At 55.6% G+C, this 18,778-nt stretch carries 10 protein-coding genes and 2 pseudogenes; 5 read left to right on the forward strand and 7 right to left on the reverse strand.

Going from position 1 to position 18,778, the window contains the following annotated elements:
• From IR141_RS06815 to IR141_RS06845, 7 genes and pseudogenes are all read right to left on the reverse strand, one after another.
• Nucleotides 1-183, reverse strand: a 183-nt coding sequence (locus tag IR141_RS06815) for a hypothetical protein (protein WP_167743094.1), incomplete at its 3' end; no start/stop codon positions are given.
• On the reverse strand, nt 180-386 hold the full coding sequence (locus IR141_RS06820; RefSeq protein WP_135035036.1) for a hypothetical protein: 207 nt from the start codon (nt 384-386) through the stop codon (nt 180-182). The genes IR141_RS06815 and IR141_RS06820, both read right to left, overlap by 4 nt.
• Nucleotides 387-537: 151 nt before the next feature.
• On the reverse strand, nt 538-972 hold the full coding sequence (locus IR141_RS06825; protein ID WP_135035039.1) for a biopolymer transporter ExbD: 435 nt from the start codon (nt 970-972) through the stop codon (nt 538-540).
• 3 nt (nt 973-975) lie between these two features.
• Nucleotides 976-1,635 carry a MotA/TolQ/ExbB proton channel family protein gene (locus tag IR141_RS06830; protein ID WP_135035042.1) on the reverse strand — a complete coding sequence of 220 codons (660 nt, stop codon included), beginning with the start codon at nt 1,633-1,635 and terminating at the stop codon, nt 976-978.
• Nucleotides 1,636-1,733: 98 nt separating this feature from the next.
• Nucleotides 1,734-2,675 (reverse strand): TonB family protein, encoded by a 942-nt coding sequence (locus tag IR141_RS06835; RefSeq protein ID WP_135035045.1) that lies wholly within the window; start codon nt 2,673-2,675, stop codon nt 1,734-1,736.
• A 129-nt stretch (nt 2,676-2,804) separates the two neighbouring features.
• Nucleotides 2,805-3,329 (reverse strand): annotated as a pseudogene (locus IR141_RS06840) (IS1595 family transposase); the annotation flags it as partial.
• A 22-nt stretch (nt 3,330-3,351) separates the two neighbouring features.
• Nucleotides 3,352-4,002 (reverse strand): annotated as a pseudogene (locus tag IR141_RS06845) (IS1595 family transposase).
• 14 nt (nt 4,003-4,016) lie between these two features.
• On the opposite strand from IR141_RS06845, the gene IR141_RS13830 reads away from it, so the two are divergent.
• From IR141_RS13830 to IR141_RS06865, 5 genes are all read left to right on the forward strand, one after another.
• Nucleotides 4,017-4,142, forward strand: a complete 126-nt coding sequence (locus tag IR141_RS13830) for a hypothetical protein (RefSeq protein ID WP_255518803.1) — start codon at nt 4,017-4,019, stop codon at nt 4,140-4,142.
• 606 nt (nt 4,143-4,748) lie between these two features.
• Nucleotides 4,749-6,524: a ShlB/FhaC/HecB family hemolysin secretion/activation protein gene (locus tag IR141_RS06850; protein ID WP_135035048.1), complete on the forward strand. Its 1,776-nt coding sequence runs from the start codon at nt 4,749-4,751 to the stop codon at nt 6,522-6,524.
• 66 nt (nt 6,525-6,590) lie between these two features.
• Nucleotides 6,591-14,438: a hemagglutinin repeat-containing protein gene (locus tag IR141_RS06855; RefSeq protein WP_135035051.1), complete on the forward strand. Its 7,848-nt coding sequence runs from the start codon at nt 6,591-6,593 to the stop codon at nt 14,436-14,438.
• Nucleotides 14,435-14,704, forward strand: coding sequence for a hypothetical protein (locus IR141_RS06860; RefSeq protein ID WP_135035054.1), 270 nt, complete (start codon nt 14,435-14,437; stop codon nt 14,702-14,704). The genes IR141_RS06855 and IR141_RS06860 overlap by 4 nt, the downstream gene beginning before the upstream one ends.
• A 135-nt stretch (nt 14,705-14,839) precedes the next feature.
• Nucleotides 14,840-18,778 carry a hemagglutinin repeat-containing protein gene (locus IR141_RS06865; protein ID WP_135035058.1) on the forward strand — a complete coding sequence of 1,313 codons (3,939 nt, stop codon included), beginning with the start codon at nt 14,840-14,842 and terminating at the stop codon, nt 18,776-18,778.

The following is an 18,778-nucleotide window of genomic DNA, read 5'->3' on the forward strand; positions in this document are numbered from 1 at the left end:
TGGAGCGTCTGACTTATTGCTGCGATATTTTTGAGACGGGCAATGATTCTTACCGGATGAAACACCGCTCATAGGGTGGCTCAATTTTAGACCACAACTGTGGCTCAGTTTTGGAATGGAATTGACACCGCCGCCACCAAATACGGCTTCACGCGCTTTTTTTGCTTTGTCTTGGCTAATCATTCGGCAGACTCCCTATCCATGATTTGGCGCACGGCCAAACGCCCGTATTCGCAAGCCTGATTGACGGTTTTGACACGGTTCAGAGGATTGCAGACGGGAAAACAGACCGTGCGGCTCAGATTGTCGTCTTTGAAAATACGGACAATGTAGGACTTGGGGAAAAGTTCGGGCTCGGGTGTTACGGTATAGTAGGCTGATGACATTTCAGACCCCTTTCAAAATTCTGTTGTTCCGATTTGTCAAGGGGTATAATGTAAAAATACACCCCCTTTCTTGGGGTGCAATATATAAGGCCGTCTGAAAAGTTTCCTTATGGGAAAATATTTTCAGACGGCCCGAACGTTTTCACACACGCTATCTGCCCGAATCGGTTTCGGTGATGAAGCCAATTTTGCTGATGCCGGCTTCGCGGGCGGAGTGCAGCGCTTGGGCAACCGAATCATATTCCACGCGTTTGTCGGCAGCGATGGCCACGATTAAATCGGCGTTTTCGGCTTTGGCCTGTTTGAGCTGCTCGGTAATCTCTTCCAAACCCAGTTTGGTTGTGGACTCCGCACCGAGCACATAAGCCCCATCGGCATCAATGCTCAGCCGCAGCGGCTCTTTGGGCTGGGTTTCCTGCTTGATGTTTTCCGATGCGGTAGGCAGTTGCAGCGGAATCGAGTGAGTGAGCACGGGCATGGTGATCATAAACACAATCAGCAACACCAGCATCACATCTACCAACGGGGTAACGTTGATGTCGGCCATCGGCGCATCATCACCGGAATTCATCGAACCGAATGCCATGGTTTAATCCTTGTGGTTTAACAGTTGGACATGAAAATCGTGGGCAAAGGCATCCATATCCTGCGCCAGCGTTTTGTTGCCGCGCACCAGAAAGTTGTAGGCCAACACGGCGGGAATCGCCACAAACAGCCCGGCGGCAGTGGCCACCAATGCCTCACCGATGGGGCCGGCCACGGCGGCTATGCTCATCTGGCTGCTTTCACTGATGTTGATTAAGGCGTGGTAAATGCCCCAAACCGTGCCGAAAAGGCCGATAAATGGGGCAGTAGCGCCGATAGAGGCCAGCGCGGTCAGGCCGCTGTCAAACGGGCGCAGGCGCTGGCTCATGCTGTTGCGGATTTGGCGCACGAGATATTCGTTCAGCGGCACGGCGGCGGTGATTTGGCGGTCTTTATGCAGGTTGTAGCTCTCGCGGGCACGCACGGCATCGAGAGTGAGCGCGCTCATCGGCGACTCCACCGTTTTGGCCTGCGCAACGGCTTCGCTTAACGATTTGGCGTTCCAAATCATCGGTTTCACGGCGGCATTGCCTTTTTTAGCCCTGCTGAGCTTGACGGCGCGCACCACAATCACCGTCCACGTTGCGATGCTCATCAAAACCAGCAGCAAAAACACGCTGATCAACACATAATCGCCTGATTCAAAAACCAATCCTAAATTCATTGCTGTTTATTCCAAATATGAAAGATTAATCAAAAAACCTGCCTGCCCGGCTGTTTCGGCGTTCAGACGGCCCGACTCCGGACACTGCCCGGATATCTCTATTGAAGTTGGTATGCAAGCCGCCCGCTGAACTGGTACCACCTGCCTTTTGAATCGCAAGAGTATTTTCTCTTTATATACTTCACCGCCGCCCTGTCCAGCCCTGCAAAACCGCTTCCTTTGGTAACTTTGACACTCATCACTTGGTTGCTGGGGGAAACTTCTATCACAAAATTTACCGCGCCTTCTTCTCCGTTTTCCAACGATAATTGCGGGTAATCTTTGTCCGTAGGCTGCGGGAGTGCGCACGTTCCTTTTTCGGGATTGCTGCGGCTGCTGCCGGCACCGCTGCCGCCTCCTGCTCCGTGCCCGTCGCCGCTTTTGCTGCCGCTGCCCGAGCCGCTGCCCGTTCCACGGCCTTCGCCGCTGCCCGAGCCGCTCCCTTTACCTTGTATTTTGGCATAACCGCTTCCGTCTCCCCCTCCGTTTTTCTCTCTGGCGGAGCCTGCCGCTGCGGCTTTGTCCGATTCTGCCGCCGGTTTTTCAACCGGAGCGGCGGCAGGTTTTTCCGCCACCTTTTCTGCCGGTTTCTCAACCGGTTTTTCTACGGGCTTTTCCACCGGTTCTGGTTTGGTTTTTTCAACCGGCTTGGGCGTTTCTTTGTTTTGACGGATATCGGCCTGGGCTTTTTGGGTGATGACGGGTTTCAATTCAGCCTTCGGCGGCTCGGTCGGTGTGGGCTTGGGTTTGGGCGTTTCTTTGGGCTTGACCGGCTCCGGCCTGGGTTCGGATTTCAGTGGGGAAGCCGTTTCCAGCGCAGGCGCACCTGCCCCCTCAGTTTGGCCGTTGCCGCCGCCAAACGTACCTAAATCGACAACTTCCATGGTCGCCATCTCGATCTGCCTGGCCGGCCTGCCCTGCCACAGCCAAACCATCAGACCCATATGTAAAAAAACCACCAGCGCGAACGTGGCGGAGGTTAGGATACGTTCATTTTTCATAGCCTGGCATGTTAATAGCAATTATTCCTGTTTGCAACTTAATTTAAAGCTGCCGATCCTGTATTCACAGAAATTTTACATAAACAATAAATAATAAATAAGGCTCTAGACTAGCAGCTTTATATAAATTTACTTTAAAAGCCTCCAAAGTTCGTGACTCAGTTCATCAGAGTTTCGATTCCATCGCCATCCGCATTCCCTCAGGTGCAAATCAAAGTTTTTGGTTACGCCGTTTAATTTGGCGGGCCTTTGTTTGGTAAAACTCCGGAAGCTTTCAATACCATTGATGTGCCCGGTACCATCTGCAAACTCATTTTGTCCGTGATTAACGCGCAAATGTTTAGAGTAGCCGGCATCGACCAGGCCGCTGTAACCGCGCCGGCTATCAGAATAAAGAACACCCTCCAGAGAGACCTTTCCCAATATAACAGCTTGAAGTGTTTTCTTTTTACAATCAGGAACGATTTCGGTATAAACCCTGCCGTCTCTTTCGAAAATACCAAAGACGGGTTGTTTAAGCGTTCCTCTGCCACGCTTTGACTTGCCATGGAAACCGCGCTGCCGTTTGGCAGCAAAATAGCTTTCATCAACCTTTATGCTGCCGTATAACAGGTCTTTTTGTCCGCTTTGGCAGCGGTATATTTCGTGCCTGAAAAGAGGCTGAAGTAGCTTAGCCCTAAATACCACACCAATCCCGCAAGATTTTCAACTGCTCACTTGGTGTGCCAAAGTTAAAACGAAACCCGCATTCTTTCAAGAATAGGGGAAAAGACTTCCGGTCGATTCCGTTGTATTTGCGCAGTACACGCTTGGCCTGATTCCAAAAATTCCCAATGCCGTTGATGTGGTTTTGCCTCTGAGCAAATGTCTTGCCGTGGTTAATCCTATGGTGGTGAAAACCGCCGACATCCGGGACATCATCGCTGCTTAAACTGTCGGTATACACCACACTGCCCGGCATGATTTTCTTCGCAATAACAGGCAACAAACTCTCTTTTTTGGCGTTATCCACGACCACGGTATAAACCTTGCCGCCATGTTTGAGGATACCGAAAACCACCACTTTGCCTGCGGCTCCTTTACCGCGTTTTCCTTTGCGCTTACCGCCGGAGCAGCCCTCATCTGACTACGGAACCTTCAAAAACCTGATCGGCCTCCAAGGCCGAATGACGGCTGATGACCAGGCGGATTTTGCGGTAAAAGAGTATGGCGGTATTGGGCCGGATACCCAAGACATCGGCAGCCTAACGGCGGTAACTTCCGGCACAAAATATCCGAGTAGTGTCTTCTGTGATTTTTTGCTTAATTTACAGTTTGTTATCTTCATTTTAGCATCATGTCATGATTGCTAATCTACGTCAGCCCCTTATATTTTTCTTTATGGCTTTTAGAGAAAATCCAAGTAGCAATAAAAGCATATTAAGTAAAGATGGTTTTGAAAATATTGAAAAACAAAAAAATGCTTGATAAAGTCGCAATAGATCTTCATTCCCCTAATTGGGACTATGGGGAGAAAAAAGTTCTTCTGCTAATAACTGGATTTTTGTAAATGCCTATTTTGGAATCCCGGATTGCTATGGGAGTACATCTTATTTTTGTTCTGGAGATGTTAGTATTCATTCTGTAACATCTAAAGAGTCAACATCCGTATTGAACTACTCAAGGAGTTAGAGATTTGATGAAGAAGACGACTGGCCTGATTTAAGCTGTTTTTTATCTATGTTTAAAGCTACTTTGCTTGACACACGGAGCTGAAAACAGTTATAGATTAGCCAGCGCATAGCGGCCACCTTCGCCCACCGTCCTCATTGATGCCCTTTGTTCTTACCCAACCAACCCATGCCCTCTGCAATTAACATCTTTCAGAGGGCTGTCAAGCTATCTGTTCCGACCCCAATAAAAGCCGGGCGGATTTCATTCGGTATATTGGTTTCGGTTCAAAAAAACAGCAGGCATACTGCCGCTGCCGGCAGCCGGTTATCCAAATAACCAACCTTTGGTCATCTGAACTTTGCCTTACCCCGCCCGATTCCCATACCATGACTTGGTCATATCTTTTTGCAGGTTCCAAGCATGTCCGCCTTTCGCCGTTTTTCACGCTACCGCCCATTGATGCTGCCGTTTGCACTGCTGGCCACTGCCGGCATGCCCGCACTGGCTGACGAAAGGCAGGCCGGTCTGATTCAGCAAGAACAAGCCCGGCAGGAACAGCAGCGTCTGCACCAACTCGAGCAGCAGATGCAGTCTGCACCGGATGTGCGCCTGGAACGCAGCGCAGAGGCGGTTTCTTCATTGCAGCTGCCTCAAAACGAATCGCCCTGTTTCCCCGTTCGCGACATTTCTTTGGTTGGCGACTCCGCCGCCAAATTCCAATTTGCACTGGACAGAGCCCTTGGGCAGTCCGGCTTCAAGCCCGGAATGTGTTTGGGGGCCCAAGGCATCAACCATATCATGACTTTGGCGCAAAACGCAGTGATCGGGCGCGGCTATACCACCACGCGGATTTTGGCCGCACCGCAGGACTTGAACGGCGGCAAACTGGAATTGACCGTGCTGGCCGGCAAAATCGGCCGCATCCGTTTTGATGAAAGTCATGCCGCCGAAACCCATATCGGCCGGATTACCGCGTTTCAAAACGAGTTTCCGTCTGCTTCAGAGAGCCTGTTGAACCTGCGCGGTTTGGAGCAGGGTTTGGAAAACCTCAAACGGGTGCCGACTGCCGAGGCGGATATCCAAATCGTGCCGTCTGAACAACCGGACGTGAGCGATGTGGTGGTGAAATGGCGGCAGCGCACCGCCCCCTACCGTCTGACTTTGGGTTTTGACGACTCCGGCAGCAAGGCCACCGGCCGTTATCAGGGCAATGCAACCTTCTCTGCCGATAATCCGTTTGGTTTGAGCGATTTGTTTTATGCCTCGTATCACCATGATTTGGGCTCGCGTTCGGCGCAAACGGATTCAGAGGGCCATACGGTTAAAGGCGCAACCGATGGTTATGCCTTTCATTATTCGGTGCCGTTCCGCAACTGGCTGTGGTCGTGGAACCACAGCTATTACCGCTATCATCAGGCCGTTGCCGGCGATACCCGGGTGTATGACTATAACGGTAAAAGCCGCAACAGCGATATCGGCGTGAGCCGTCTGCTGTACCGCGATGCCCGCCGTAAAACCCATGCGGCGTTTAAATGGTGGCAGCGTGAAACGCAGAATTTTATCGATGATGCCGAAATCGGGGTACAGCACCGCCGCACGGCCGGCTGGTCGGCCGCTTTGACGCACAGGGAATACATCGGCCAAGCCGTGTTGAATCTGGGCTTGGGTTACAAACGCGGCACGGGGCGCAACAACAGCCTGTCTGCGCCCGAAGAAGCCTTCGGCGAGGGCACCTCGCGCATGAAGATTATTACGGCTGATGCCGGATTGAACCTGCCTTTCCGAATCGGACGGCAAAACTTTGCTTTCGACAGCAACCTCCATGCCCAATGGAACAAAACGCCTTTAACCCCGCAAGAGAGGATTTCCATCGGCAACCGTTATACGGTGCGCGGTTTTGACGGCGAAACCACTCTATCGGCAGAGCGCGGCGGGTATTGGCGCAATGATTTATCCTGGCAGTATCTTCCGAACCACCGGCTTTATGCCGCGGTAGACGGCGGCCGGGTATCCGGCCCGTCTGCCGCATACCTGCCCGGCAAAAGCCTGGCCGGCGCGGCATTGGGGCTGCGCGGTCAGGCCAAAGCGGGCGGTGCGTTGGCTTATGATGTGTTTGCCGCCAAACCGCTGCACAAGCCCGAACGCTTTCAGACGGCCCAAACCGCCTTCGGCTTCAACCTGAACTACAGCTTCTGAACACCGCCCTGCCCCATGCCGCCCGAAACCGGCAGCATCAGGGCTTTTTGACTTCGGGAATCCGCCATGAACACAACCTGCCACAAAGTCATCTTCAACAAAAAGCGCGGCATGATGGTGGCCGTTGCCGAAAACACCGTCCGCAACGGCAAAAACGTGCAGGACGGCGGCGCGGCCGTTTCAGACGGCCTCTCGGGCGCGGCCAAATTCCAAATGCAGCTGGCGGCGTTCTCCGTGTGGCTGGCGGCGGGTGCGGTTGCACCGGTTTGGGCGGCCGGCATTGCCGCCGACAAATCGGCACCTTCAAACCAACAACCCACCATTTTGCAGACGGCCAACGGCCTGCCGCAGGTCAACATTCAAACTCCGAGCGCGGCGGGCGTGTCGGTGAACCAATACCGCCAATTCGATGTGCAAGCGAAAGGTGCGCTGCTGAACAACAGCCGCAGCAGTGTGCCAACCCGGCTGGGCGGCTGGATAGCGGGCAATCCGTGGCTCGCGCGCGGCGAAGCGCGGGTGGTTGTAAACCAGGTCAACAGCGTCAATCCATCGCTGCTGAACGGCTATATCGAAGTGGCCGGCCGCCGTGCCGAGGTGGTGCTGGCCAATCCGGCCGGTATCCGGGTAAACGGTGCGGGCTTTATCAACGCGGCCGGGGTAACGCTCACAACGGGCAAACCGGGGTTCGACAACGGCCGCCTCACCGGTTTGCAGGTGCGCGGGGGCAGTATTGCCGTGGACGGCGGCGGTTTGGACACTTCCGGCGCCGACTATACCCGCATCCTGGCCCGTGCCGCGCAAATCAACGCCGGCGTGTGGGCGCAAGATTTGAAAGTGCTGTCGGGCGCCAACGACATTGCGGCCGACGGCAGCCACAGCAAAGTTTCAGACGGCCGCCCTGCTCCTGCAGCGGCCATCGATACCGCGCAGCTGGGCGGCATGTATGCCGGCAAGATCACCCTGATTTCAACGGATAAAGGCGCAGCCGTTCATCATGCCGGCCAAGCCTTTGCCGCGGCGGGCGGCATTACCCTGAGTGCCGACGGCAGAATCGGCAACAGCGGCAGCATCATCGCCTCTGACCATACGCAAAGCCCGAACGGCGCGGCAGCCGTGAACATTCAAGCCGCTGCGTTCGACAACCGCGGCACCGTGTCATCACAAGGCCGAACCGTGCTGGCGGCAGCCGAAGCAAGCAACAGCGGCACCATGGTTTCGGCCGGCGAACTGAACATCCGCACACAAAACCTCGACAACCGCAAAACCCTGCAGGCCGCCCGTTTCGACATCGCAACCGGCCGTCTGAACAACAGCGGCACGATGGCGCAAACCGGTTTGCAACACCTCGGCATTGAAGCCGGCAAATTGAACAACAGCGGTTTGATCGGTTATGCCGCCGCAGACCGGGCTTCCGGCAACAGCGGCCATGCTTCCCCTGCCGCCCCTGCCGCGCCCTCTACCGCCGCCGGTGCGGGTTCTGCTCAAAGCTACACCGCCGCCGCGCCGCTTACTTTGCCCCAAGGCCGTTTAACCGTTTCAGACGGCCTCGACAACAGCGGCAGCATCACCGCCAACGGCGGCGCGGATGTCAACACCGCAAACGGTTTGGTCAATACCGGCAGGCTGCATCTGAACAAGCTGGCCGCCGCCGGCCGCCTGCTGGACAACCGCCAAGGCGAAACCATCGCCCGTCAGGCCCGGGTTACCGCGCAAACCCTGGACAACCGACATGGCACGTTGGGCGCTGCCGAAACCCTCGCCATCCGCAACCACACCACCGACAACCGCGCAGGCACTCTGCAATCCGGCGGCCGCTTGGTTGCGGCCGTTCAAACCTTGGACAACCGCAGCGGCCGGCTCACCGCAAACCAAGAGGCCGATATCGAAGCCGTTGCCCTGTTCAATCAAAACGGCCGAATCGACACCGGCCGTCTGAACGCCGAAGCCGCCCGCCTGGACAACAGCTCAGGCAGCATCCGCAGCAGTGAAATAACCGAACTCAAGGTTTCAGACGGCCTTAATAACCAAAACGGCCTGATCGGTTCGGCCCAAGACATCAAGATTCACGACAGCAATCAGCAAACCTTAACGCTGAACAACGCTTCAGGCAAAATCCAGGCCGGGCAAAACCTCGACATCCAAGCCAAAACGCTGGCGGCACAAGGAGGGCTGGCGGCCAACCGCATCCTGTCGCTCAAGCTCAAAGACAGCTTCAGCCCCGAACAAGACATCCGCGCCGGCGAAGGCCTGCATCTGACAACCGGAGGCAGCCTCACCAACCGCCGCACGCTGGAAGGCGGCCGTTTCCTGTTCTTGCAAGCCGCACACATCGACAACGCCGCCGCCGGCAAAATCCAATCCGGCAGCAGCACACAGCTCAAAGCCCGCAACATCGCCAACCGCGGCCTGATCAACAGCAACGGCCTGACGCTTTTGGATGCGGGCGGAACCGTGCTGAACACCGGCACCGGCCGTGTGTACGGCGATTGGGTGGGCATTGCGGCCGAAAAGCTGGTGAACCGGGAAGAAACGGCCGGCGGCCAAGCCAAAGCCGCCGCCATTGCCGCACGCAACCATTTGGCCGTGGGGGCAAAAGAGATCACCAATCAGGAAGGCGGCAGGCTTTCCAGCGAAGGCAGCCTGAGTATCGGCGGCAGTTTGGATGAGCAGCATCAGGCGCAGGGCACGGCCGGCCGTTTGGTGAATGCCGGCGCCACGGTTGAAGCAGGTAAAGACGCAAGAATCGCGGCAAAATCCCTGGAGAACCTGAACACACATTTCCAGACCCGCGAATATTTAGACAGCAGCAGGCACATTATCTCTTACACCAAGGCCGGAGAGGCCGAACCTTTCTTTACGGTGGGTAAAGACGGGATCACCCGTAAAGCAGGCCGGCATGATTTCGGCTTTATCTATTATGACGGCCGTCCCGAACAATGGCTGCACAAATACGCTGTCGAACAATATTACCAAGCTGATTATGTTCAAAATATTTACCGGCAGGAAATCGTAGAAAGCCGTCCGGCACAAATTTTAACCGGCGGCGCTCTTCAGGCAGAAGGCAAATGGCTGAACCATAACAGTATGATTATGGCCGGCGGCATGATTACCGGCAAAGACAACATCGATAACCGGGCCGATAAAGATACCGTCCGCACCGTCAATACAGGCATGTTGAGACGCGGCAGTTATGACAGACACGGCTCCAGAGGCCGCCGTCATATCGAATTCGACAAAGAAAGCGGCCCTATTCCCAATCCGCCGGAGAGCCATCCTGATTTTGGTGTGAAATTGGCCCAAACGCAGGAATACAGCACTTCCCTACCCCGAACCGCCCCAACCGCAGAGCAGGCAAACCTTACCCCGGCCACCGTTACCCACGGCGGCAGCACCCCCGCGCCTATTAAAACCCCCGACACCGGCATCAGGCTGCCCACCTCCGGCCTGTATGCCGTCAACCCGGCCCACCCCGCCTATCTGGTCGAAACCGACCCGGCCTTTACCGGCTACAGACAATGGCTCTCCAGCGACTACCTGCTCGATGCCCTCAACTCCGCCCCGGGCAGAATGCACAAACGCCTGGGCGACGGCTATTACGAGCAAAAGCTGGTAAACGAGCAAATCGCCCGCTTAACCGGCTACCGCCGCCTCGACGGTTACACCGACGACGAAGCCCAGTTCAAAGCCTTGATGGAAGCCGGCATCACCTTTGCCCGCGGGCAGCAGCTCGCCCCCGGCATCGCCCTGTCGCCCGAGCAGGCAGCCCGCCTCACTTCCGATATCGTCTGGCTGGAAGAGCAAACCCTCACCCTGATTGACGGCAGCACCGTTACCGTGCTCGCCCCCAAAGTCTATCTCACCGTCAAACCCGGCGACATCAACGCCCACGGCGGTTTGATCAGCGCCGGCAAACTGGTGCTGGAGGGTGCCGGCAGCCTCGTCAACAGCGGCACCCTGGCCGGGCGCAAAATTGTCGACTTATCCGCCACCGACATCCAAAACAGCGGCCTCATTCAAGGCGGCAAAGTGCGTTTGCGCGGCAAAGACGTCAACATCGAAGGCGGCACCGTTGCCGCCGACACCCTCCTCTCCGTCGAAGCCGACCGCATCCGCGTTGCCTCCACCACCGCCACCGGTGGCGACGAGCGCAACGGCCAAACCCAAATCGACCGCGTCGCCGGTTTGTATGTCGGCAACGCTTCAGACGGCCTCTTAAGCCTCAAAGCCAACCAAAGCATCGACTTTGTGGCGGCCAACCTGCGCAACGAAGCTGCCAAGGGTAAAACCCAAATCCTTTCAGACGGCCGCATCGGTTTGGGCACTGCCAAGCTCGAATCCCGCAGCAGGCATGGAGAATCGGGCGCTAAAAACCACCGCCATGTTGCCCAAACTTGGGAAGCCGGCACCACCCTCGGCGCGAAAGGCGATATTCTGATTTCCGCCCAAGAAGATTTAACCGTCCGCCAAGGCAATATTGCCAGCAGTGACGGCCGCACCCTTCTCTCCGGCCGCAATGTAGACATCGGCGAAGGCCGCAAAACGCTGGATTTGAGCGAATCGGTTTACAGCAAATCGCGCGGCCTTGTTTCCAACAAAACCGGCCTCGACCAATACCGCCGCCGGCACGATGAAGCAGCAGGCAGCACCATCGAGGGCAAAGAAGTGGCGGTTGTTGCCGGAGCGGACATCAACGTGCGCGGCAGCAACATCGTTTCAGACGGCCGCACCCTGTTGAAGGCCGGCAATAATGTGAACCTCACCGCGGCACAAAGCAGCTATCACGACAGCGAATTCCACCAAACCAAAAAATCCGGCCTGACGGGCTCGGGCGGCATCGGCTTCAGCATCGGCAGCAAAAAAGACGCCGCCGACAACAGCAGCCGAACGTTGGTGAATCACGGTTCGACCGTTGGCAGTTTAACCGGCGACACCGTCATTTCCGCCGCACAAAACTACCGCCAAACCGGCTCGACCGTCTCCTCGCCCGAAGGTGATGTATGGATCCGTGCGCGCAACATCGACATTGAAGCGGCGCAGGATACTTACGCCGCCGACTACCGACGCACCTTCGAACAAAAAGGCCTGACCGTTGCCGTCAACATCCCTGTGGTCCAGGCCGTACAAAACGCAGCAGCGGCGGCCGAAACCGTCGGCAAAAGCAAAAGCGGCCGCGTCAATGCCATGGCGGCGGCCAATGCCGCATGGCAGACACGCCGGCTGCTGGCCGAAGAAAGCAGTCCGGCCAACCTCAAAGGCCTGGCAAACACCGCCTCCGCCCTATCCGGCGGCGATTGGAAATCCGCAGCCGGCACATCCAACGTCAGCGTATCGCTTACCTACGGCCGGCAAAAAAACACCGACCAACGCCATAGCGAAGGCACCACCGCCCAAGCCAGCCAAGTCATCGGCGGCGGCCAAGTCAGCCTGGTGGCCGACGAAGGCCGTCTGAACATCACCGGCTCCGACGTGGCCGGTAAAGAAGGTACCCTGCTGCGCGCCAAAGACATCGTGCTGCAATCGGCCGAACAACACCACAGCGAACGCAGCAGCAACCGCAGCAGCGGCTGGAATGCCGGCGTTGCCGTCAGCTACGGCCAAAACGGCTTCGCCGCCGGCTTTACCGGCGGCGGCAACTACGGCAGAGGCTACGGCAACGGCAGCGAACTGACCCACCGCCACAGCCGCATCGGCAGCACCGGCAGCCGGACCGTGATTCAAAGCAGCGGCGACACCACCCTCAAAGGCGCGCAGGTGAAAGGCAACAGCGTTGCCCTTACCGCCCGAAACCTCACCATCGAAAGCGTACAGGATACCGCCGTTTACCGCAGCAGGCAGCAAAACCTCAGCGGCCAGATTACCGTGGGCTACGGCTTCAGCGGCAGCGCCGGCTACAACCAAAGCCAAACCAACGCCGAACACCGAAGCGTGGGCAGACAATCCGGCATCTTTGCCGGCGACGGCGGCTTCCAAGTCAAGGTGGACAACCATACCGACCTGAAAGGCGGTATCATCACCTCCGGCGAAGCAGCCGAACAAAACGGCCGCAACCGCTTTCAGACGGCCACCCTCACCCGTTCCGACCTGAAAAACCACAGCCGCTACGATGCCGAAGGCTTCGGCATCGGCGTATCGGGCAGCATCAGCGGCCAGACGCTGGGGCAAAAAGCACCGACTGCCGACAGCCATGTGCAAAACGTTGCCGGTAAAAACAGCATCGGCAGTACCATCGGCTATGGGCGCGACGGCGACAACCGGAGCAGCGTTACCCGAAGCGGCATCGGCACACGCAACACCGTCATCACAAACGATACAACAGGCGGACAGGCAGCAGCGGCGTACACCGCCATCCGCAGCGAAACCGCCGAAGCCAACTCAGGCCGTCTGAACAATGCGTTTGACAAAGAGCAGGTTCGGAACGAGATTGATTTGCAAAGGGAGGTAACGCAAGAATTCGGCAAAAACGCCGCACAAGGCGTAGCCCAACTGTCGGATTATTTAGGGAATACCCAAGACTTCCAAAGAGCGGAAATGTTCAAATCCGCGATTGAAAGCGAACTGGCCGCAACACAAGATGGCCAACGGCGCGAAAACCTGCAACAGGCATTAAACCAAGTCGAGGGCTATCTTGAAGCCAACAGAAGTAACTACGAAACTTGGAAAGAAGGCGGCATAGGCCGCAGCCTGCTGCACGGTGCGGTAGGCGGACTGACAACGGGCAACCTAGACGGCGTACTCGGTGCCGGCGGTGCATCCGCAGCCGCACCCTACTTTGAAAAAGCGGCGGAAAACCTGAATCCGACCGGCAAAGCCGTTGTGGATGCCTTAGGCGGCGCAGCTGTCGGCTATATGCTGGGCGGCAATGCCGGTGCGGTAACGGGGGCAAATGCGGATTGGAACAACAGGCAGCTGCATGACAGCGAAATTGCCAAAATCAAACGTTTGTCTGAATCCTTTGCCAAACAGGAAAATATCAGCAAGGCCGAAGCAGAAAAACGGTTGATGGTTCAGGCCATGCGCCAAGTTGATAAGGCTTATGCGGATATTTATGCAGGTTATGACCAAAAAGCCGAAGCCCACCTGAGAGCGAATACAGGTACGTTTAAAGCTGACGGCAAAACCTTTACCGAGCTTGCCAACATGGGCTATTACCATGACCCGAATAAGTTTGGCAATCAAACAGGTTACAGGTCGGAGCGTGCAAGGTTGTATCAAGATCCTGCCTACACTCAGGCACAAAGGGATTCTGAGTTAAACGATAAAGCTCTGAAAACCATCAGCAAAGGTACGGCCAAAGGTATTGCCAACACGCCAAGCGTTGCGCTGAATGCACCGATTGACTGGGTGAATGAGTTTACGCACGGCCGTATGGGCAGAATACCGAATGTGCCTTATGCTTACGATTATAATAATGAAGTGGAAGCGGCTATTGGCAATCAGACCAGTGTGGGTATTCTGCAATTGGGAAGCTTGGCAATAGGTGTAAAAGCTGCTTCTCCCAAGGTAGCAGGTAAGCAGACTGTACCTGATATTAAGTATTCTGTTGTTGATAGTGAGGTTGTTAAAAATAGAAATAACTTGTCAGCTTCTAATGTAAATGCTCAAGCAGCCTTGAAGTCAAAATTATCTGGCCTTCAGGGGGCGCAGAAATCGGCTGTTAGAATTACAAATTTACCTGATGGACGTATAAGGTATTATGATAAAGAAGTTCCTGCCAAAAAAGCAGGATATACGAGAGGGGCTTCTTTTGTAACCGAGTACAATCCTAAAAATGGCAATGTTCGACAATGGATGGAAAGCTATGATCAAAATGGAAATGTGATTCGAGTACATCCAAAATCTATAAATGGGCAACCTGTCTCTGGACAGCATTATCCTCCAACGGGTTATGAGATTAATCAAGGAGTTAGAAAATGAAGAATAATATCAATTTTGATCAAGATTTTTTAGATGCAATCTTGCATCTAAAAGAGAATATTGAAAGCAATTTTAATGTAAATATAATTTCTGATATATCTATGAATATTTTAAATAAATATTCATCTGATTTTAATGTACAAAGCAGAAATCTAATTATGAACTTAGTCGCGATGGATATGGGAGAAGATTTTGAATTAAGTAAGAATGAATGTTTGGATATTGTTAAAAACATACTTAATATGTTAGATAAGAGCAAGCCGTAGCCTGCATCAATATCCTATTCAGGGCGTAGCGTGTGTGCCATCAGGCACGCACGCGTCGTAAGCCCTCAAGGCCGTCTGAAAAAAATTCTCGCATCTTTTTTCAGACGGCCTATCCCAATAAATAATCCTGTTTTGATGAAACGCCTGGGCGACGGCTATTACGAGCAAAAGCTGGTAAACGAGCAAATCGCCCGCTTAACCGGCTACCGCCGCCTCGACGGTTACACCGACGACGAAGCCCAGTTCAAAGCCTTGATGGAAGCCGGCATCACCTTTGCCCGCGGGCAGCAGCTCGCCCCCGGCATCGCCCTGTCGCCCGAGCAGGCAGCCCGCCTCACTTCCGATATCGTCTGGCTGGAAGAGCAAACCCTCACCCTGATTGACGGCAGCACCGTTACCGTGCTCGCCCCCAAAGTCTATCTCACCGTCAAACCCGGCGACATCAACGCCCACGGCGGTTTGATCAGCGCCGGCAAACTGGTGCTGGAGGGTGCCGGCAGCCTCGTCAACAGCGGCACCCTGGCCGGGCGCAAAATTGTCGACTTATCCGCCACCGACATCCAAAACAGCGGCCTCATTCAAGGCGGCAAAGTGCGTTTGCGCGGCAAAGACGTCAACATCGAAGGCGGCACCGTTGCCGCCGACACCCTCCTCTCCGTCGAAGCCGACCGCATCCGCGTTGCCTCCACCACCGCCACCGGTGGCGACGAGCGCAACGGCCAAACCCAAATCGACCGCGTCGCCGGTTTGTATGTCGGCAACGCTTCAGACGGCCTCTTAAGCCTCAAAGCCAACCAAAGCATCGACTTTGTGGCGGCCAACCTGCGCAACGAAGCTGCCAAGGGTAAAACCCAAATCCTTTCAGACGGCCGCATCGGTTTGGGCACTGCCAAGCTCGAATCCCGCAGCAGGCATGGAGAATCGGGCGCTAAAAACCACCGCCATGTTGCCCAAACTTGGGAAGCCGGCACCACCCTCGGCGCGAAAGGCGATATTCTGATTTCCGCCCAAGAAGATTTAACCGTCCGCCAAGGCAATATTGCCAGCAGTGACGGCCGCACCCTTCTCTCCGGCCGCAATGTAGACATCGGCGAAGGCCGCAAAACGCTGGATTTGAGCGAATCGGTTTACAGCAAATCGCGCGGCCTTGTTTCCAACAAAACCGGCCTCGACCAATACCGCCGCCGGCACGATGAAGCAGCAGGCAGCACCATCGAGGGCAAAGAAGTGGCGGTTGTTGCCGGAGCGGACATCAACGTGCGCGGCAGCAACATCGTTTCAGACGGCCGCACCCTGTTGAAGGCCGGCAATAATGTGAACCTCACCGCGGCACAAAGCAGCTATCACGACAGCGAATTCCACCAAACCAAAAAATCCGGCCTGACGGGCTCGGGCGGCATCGGCTTCAGCATCGGCAGCAAAAAAGACGCCGCCGACAACAGCAGCCGAACGTTGGTGAATCACGGTTCGACCGTTGGCAGTTTAACCGGCGACACCGTCATTTCCGCCGCACAAAACTACCGCCAAACCGGCTCGACCGTCTCCTCGCCCGAAGGTGATGTATGGATCCGTGCGCGCAACATCGACATTGAAGCGGCGCAGGATACTTACGCCGCCGACTACCGACGCACCTTCGAACAAAAAGGCCTGACCGTTGCCGTCAACATCCCTGTGGTCCAGGCCGTACAAAACGCAGCAGCGGCGGCCGAAACCGTCGGCAAAAGCAAAAGCGGCCGCGTCAATGCCATGGCGGCGGCCAATGCCGCATGGCAGACACGCCGGCTGCTGGCCGAAGAAAGCAGTCCGGCCAACCTCAAAGGCCTGGCAAACACCGCCTCCGCCCTATCCGGCGGCGATTGGAAATCCGCAGCCGGCACATCCAACGTCAGCGTATCGCTTACCTACGGCCGGCAAAAAAACACCGACCAACGCCATAGCGAAGGCACCACCGCCCAAGCCAGCCAAGTCATCGGCGGCGGCCAAGTCAGCCTGGTGGCCGACGAAGGCCGTCTGAACATCACCGGCTCCGACGTGGCCGGTAAAGAAGGTACCCTGCTGCGCGCCAAAGACATCGTGCTGCAATCGGCCGAACAACACCACAGCGAACGCAGCAGCAACCGCAGCAGCGGCTGGAATGCCGGCGTTGCCGTCAGCTACGGCCAAAACGGCTTCGCCGCCGGCTTTACCGGCGGCGGCAACTACGGCAGAGGCTACGGCAACGGCAGCGAACTGACCCACCGCCACAGCCGCATCGGCAGCACCGGCAGCCGGACCGTGATCCAAAGCAGCGGCGACACCACCCTCAAAGGCGCACAGGTGAAAGGCAACAGCGTTGCCCTTACCGCCCGAAACCTCACCATCGAAAGCGTACAGGATACCGCCGTTTACCGCAGCAGGCAGCAAAACCTCAGCGGCCAGATTACCGTGGGCTACGGCTTCAGCGGCAGCGCCGGCTACAACCAAAGCCAAACCAACGCCGAACACCGAAGCGTGGGCAGACAATCCGGCATCTTTGCCGGCGACGGCGGCTTCCAAGTCAAGGTGGACAACCACACCGGCCTGAAAGGCGGTATCATCACCTCCGGCGAAGCAGCCGAACAAAACGGCCGCAACCGCTTTCAGACGGCCACCCTTACCCGTTCCGACATCGAAAACTTCAGCCGCTATGATGCCGGCAGCTTCGGCCTCAGCGTATCGGGCAGCATCAGCGGCCAGACGCTGGGGCAAAAAGCACCGACTGCCGACAGCCATGTGCAAAACGTTGCCGGTAAAAACAGCATCGGCAATACCATCGGCTACGGCAGCGACGGCGGCAACCAAAGCAGCGTCACCAAGAGCGGCATCGGCACACGCAACACCGTCATCACAAACGATACAACAGGCGAACAGGCAGCATCGGTTTACACCGCCACCCGCAGCGAAACCGCCGAAGCCAACTCAGGCCGTCTGAACAATGCGTTTGACAAAGACACCGTGCAGCGCGAGATGGATTTGCAGCGGGAGGTGAGCCAGCAGTTCGGCCGCAATGTGCAGGAAGTAAAATCCGAACTCAACCGCCATATTGCCGATTTGAGCGCCCGTAAAGAAGCAGGATTAATCGGCAATGACGAATATGAAAAGCAACTTGCCAAATACGATACGCTGAAATTCCTGACCGACACTGTGAGCATGGGGCTGTCTACCCCGAGCGACAACTTGGGTGGTTCCCTGCTGGCGGCAGCCACTCCTGCCGTGAGCCGCGAAATCGGCGGCTATTTCAAAAAGCCCGACCCTGAAACCGGTAAAGACAAACAAGGTACGCCTGCACATTTGGCGGCACATATGGTTTGGAATGCCGCCGTTGCCCATGCGGCGGGCAACAATACTGCTACCGCCGCCCTATCCGCAGGCGGTTCCGAAGCAGCCGCCCCTATAATTTCCCATTGGCTGTTTAATCAGAAAGACCCGTCCAAACTCGATGAAGCACAAAAAGCGGCATTGGGTAATATTACGGGTTTGCTGGGCAGCGGAATCGGTGCGGTCTCCGGCGATTACCGCAATGTTGTTTCAGACGGCCTCATCGGTCAGGCGGCAACGGAACACAATAATGCGGCCAGAGCGGCACAGGGTGTGGCAATCCCTGCAATTGCTGCACTTTATTGTGCTTTGGACAAAAATTGCGAAAGCGTTACGGAAGCCTTTACCGGCAAGATGGCGGAGCAAAGGCGGCAGGCTCAGGAGGAGCGGGAGGCCATATTTGCGGCTATTCAGAACGAGCAGAAAGGCGAGAAAAAAGCGCAGCCGAAGCTGCAGCAGCAAGTAAGTCAGGCGGCTACGGGTGCGCCTATGCCGCCTGATGATGAGGATGAGAAGAATTTATCTACAAGTGAAAAGAAAGAGATACGTTCCTTAAACAAACGGATAAAAGAACATCAAGATAAAATTGATGAATTTAAGAAAAATCCTACGGTTCGCCCTGGAATGGAAAAGTTATCTGAAGATATTATTAAAGCTGCTCAAGAAAGAAGAATTCTACATTTAGAAAGAGAGATTAAAGCTTTTAAAACTAGAATTAACTATTTGAAAGGAAAATAA

This window comes from Neisseria sp. 19428wB4_WF04 (genome assembly GCF_015235335.1).
GTDB lineage: Bacteria > Pseudomonadota > Gammaproteobacteria > Burkholderiales > Neisseriaceae > Neisseria > Neisseria musculi.